This window comes from Microcystis sp. M109S1, assembly GCF_020247025.1.
Taxonomy (GTDB): domain Bacteria; phylum Cyanobacteriota; class Cyanobacteriia; order Cyanobacteriales; family Microcystaceae; genus Microcystis.
This window is the reverse complement of sequence record NZ_JADBRW010000132.1, coordinates 1-2,788: the sequence shown is the minus strand read 5'-3', so window position 1 is coordinate 2,788 and position 2,788 is coordinate 1. Positions and strand designations below refer to the sequence as shown.

The 2,788-nt window shown below is 40.9% G+C and carries 1 protein-coding gene and 3 pseudogenes; 3 read left to right on the top strand and 1 reads right to left on the bottom strand.

The genetic code is table 11. The features are described from left to right. Positions 1-384: 384 nt before the first annotated feature. Positions 385-576, top strand: a pseudogene (locus tag IM322_RS06290) (IS701 family transposase); the annotation flags it as partial. Positions 577-1,089: 513 nt separating this feature from the next. After that, the gene (locus IM322_RS06285) at positions 1,090-2,190 is read left to right on the top strand and encodes an alkene reductase (protein WP_287673234.1); all 1,101 of its coding nucleotides are present in this window, start codon (positions 1,090-1,092) and stop codon (positions 2,188-2,190) included. A gap of 69 nt (positions 2,191-2,259) precedes the next feature. Here the strand turns inward: IM322_RS06285 and IM322_RS23225 are convergent. Then, positions 2,260-2,349, bottom strand: a pseudogene (locus IM322_RS23225) (PEP-CTERM sorting domain-containing protein); the annotation flags it as partial. Between the two features lie 283 nt (positions 2,350-2,632). Between IM322_RS23225 and IM322_RS06280 the strand changes: the two are divergent. Then, a pseudogene (locus IM322_RS06280) lies at positions 2,633-2,722 on the top strand (DUF2887 domain-containing protein); the annotation flags it as partial. Positions 2,723-2,788 lie beyond the last annotated feature (66 nt).

The following is a 2,788-nucleotide window of genomic DNA, read 5'->3' as shown; positions in this document are numbered from 1 at the left end:
GGATGCCATGCTCAACTGCTACACTATGTAACTTTTTACTTCCTCTCAGATTAACTTATATCAGCTCGTCCTGCTAGGCACGACATTCAGTCACCTCTGTCTGTTACATTTTATACAAAACGACGTGCGATTACCCTGCAATTTTTTCGAGATTAGCACAATCAAATGCACGATGCTTGCTAAAAACTCGGGTTTTACCATTTTTATCAACGCGCTGTAGGGGCTGTCTGCATCTTTTGGGTATTTTTGGGTAGGTTCCCTAAAAAATGCTGATTCTGAAAAACCCTCTTAAAATTCGCAAGCACCGAATAGTAAGGGTTTCGTTTCAGTCACTAGAAAGTCTGTTTTATCGGTAAAACACCAGTTACTAGACATCTCCACAATGACTATTTCTGGTCAGGTAAACATAAGCGTAATTACACTATTTTATACCGACTTGGACAAAAAATTGTCTCCTATCAATTTTCGTCTTTATGACAAGCGGGAGGGAAAAACCAAGAACGATGACTTGAGAGAAATGGTCAAGGAGGTGATGGAATGGGGGTAGTCCCCTCATACATAACTGGGGACAGGTGGATTTGTGGTATTATTTGGGTGATCGGATAGTTGAGGTTCCTATCTCTTTAGATTTAAGCAATATTTATGATGCCGAAGTTGCTAAGAAATTTATCATGAGTCAACCACCATAAAATATGGTTTATGTCTCTTTAATTTTGGACGATGAATAAATTCAATAACTGGTAATTATATTCAGATTTATGACCAAGATTAATGGTTCTTCCGAACTTACACTGTAGAAAATTCCCCAAGCTCCCTCTCTGTCCAGTAATGCTCTAAAGTTGATAAATATCAATTTAACAAAAACTCAAAGTCTTACTATATAAGCTTTACAAGCATGAGTTGTTAATAGTTTTACATGACAGGTTTGGTAGAGCCAGATTAATTATAGTCAGCTAGTTGACCCGATTAATTATCCTAACTTAGGAGAGGGACAATCTCGCAGATAGCCAGTCAATCATCCTTGAGTGTGATTGTCTGGTTTTAACTAATTGCGGTAAAATTAACCTAAATTCTCTATCGGCAAATTCGATGACTTCCTTCACTACTTCCCTGGCTCTTTTAAGTCAATTTAAATTGGGAGATTTAAACCTAGAAAATCGTCTTGTGCTTGCCCCCATGACGCGAGCGCGAGCCGGAGAAAAACGTCTTGCTAATGAGATAATGGCCGAGTATTACCGGCAAAGGGCCAGCGCGGGATTAATGATTACAGAAGCGACGGTAATTTCTCCCCAAGCTAACGGTTGGCAAAATACCCCCGGTATCTACACCGATGAACAAGCGCAAGCATGGCAAATGGTGACAAAAATCGCCCAAAGAAAAGGAACACCACTGTTTTGTCAATTGTGGCACTGTGGTCGCGCTTCTCATTCTAGTTTTCAGGAAAATGGGGCTTTACCCGTTGCCCCTTCCGCAATTAAGATTAAGGGGGAGTTGCATACACCCATGGGCAAACAGCCCTACGAGACCCCTAGAGCCTTAGAAACCGAGGAAATCCCCGCCATTGTCGAAGATTACCGCAAGGCCGCTCAGAGGGCAAAATTAGCGGGGTTTGATGGGATAGAAATTCACGGCGCTAATGGTTATTTAATCGATACTTTTCTACAATCGGCCACTAATCAGCGTCAGGATAAGTACGGTGGCAGTTGGGAAAATCGCTATCGTTTTTTACAGGAAGTAGTCGAGGCAATTTTAACTGTTTTTCCCAGTCATCGGGTGGGGGTGCGTCTATCTCCCAATGGGGTTTATAATGACATGGGTTCCGAAGATTTTCGAGAAACTTTTCTCTATGTTGCCCAAAGATTAAATGAGTATAATTTAGCTTATTTGCATCTGCTAGATGGCTTGGCTTTTGGTTTTCATGAAAAGGGTCAACCGATGCTTTTATCCGAGTTTCGGGCTGTTTTTAATAGTGCTTTAATCGGCAATTGTGGTTATACCAAAGAAACTGCTGAAGCCGCTATTCAGTTAGGAGATGCGGATTTAATTGCTTTCGGTCGCCCCTATATCAGTAATCCCGATTTGGTGGAAAGATTCGCCAATAATTGGCCTCTTAATCCCGATGCCCAGATGAAAGATTGGTATTCTTTTGACAAGGAAGGTTATATCGATTTTCCCAGTTATAAACCCTAGTTATACTAAATCCAGTTATTAAAGACTGATTATCTATTCCTCCTTTTGCCTCTTGCCTCTTGCCTATCCTGAAAAAATAGCGGCATGGGCGGGAATGGCACTGAAAACGGCACAAGTCACCGCAGGAAGGCAAAGGGCTTTTAGCAGTTGATTAGTCATTTTTGATTGATTGCAAGTTTAAGAATGGGGAAAAATTGCTATTTATACCCCATAAATCATTGCTTAACAGTAATAAGCAGCATAATTCTACCCCCCCCCGAATTTGTCAAGTATTCTCCGTTTTTTATTGATGAATACGGAAAAATCCCATCAGGGAGAGAGTGGAAGGGTTCGCCAAGGAAACATCTTAAATTAATCGGTAATGATTAAGATTGCGCTATTTTAGGGGTTAGGGGGGATCAAAACGTCCTAATCTTAGCGGGTACTGCTATAAAATAAGAGCATGAAAACTGACACGATTTTTTATCAACTCTTTCAATCTTTCCCCTCTATCGTCTTTGAATTAATTCAACTCCCCATCACCGAGGCGAATAAGCTAAACGGCTTTTACTTCGGATCACCGATATAGACTCCCAAAGGGTTATAGCTATTGGATCAT

Coding starts and splice junctions, on each gene's coding strand:
- IM322_RS06285 (WP_287673234.1), top strand. CDS start 1,090: ATGACTTCCTTCACTACTTCCCTGGCTCTTTTAAGTCAATTTAAATTG.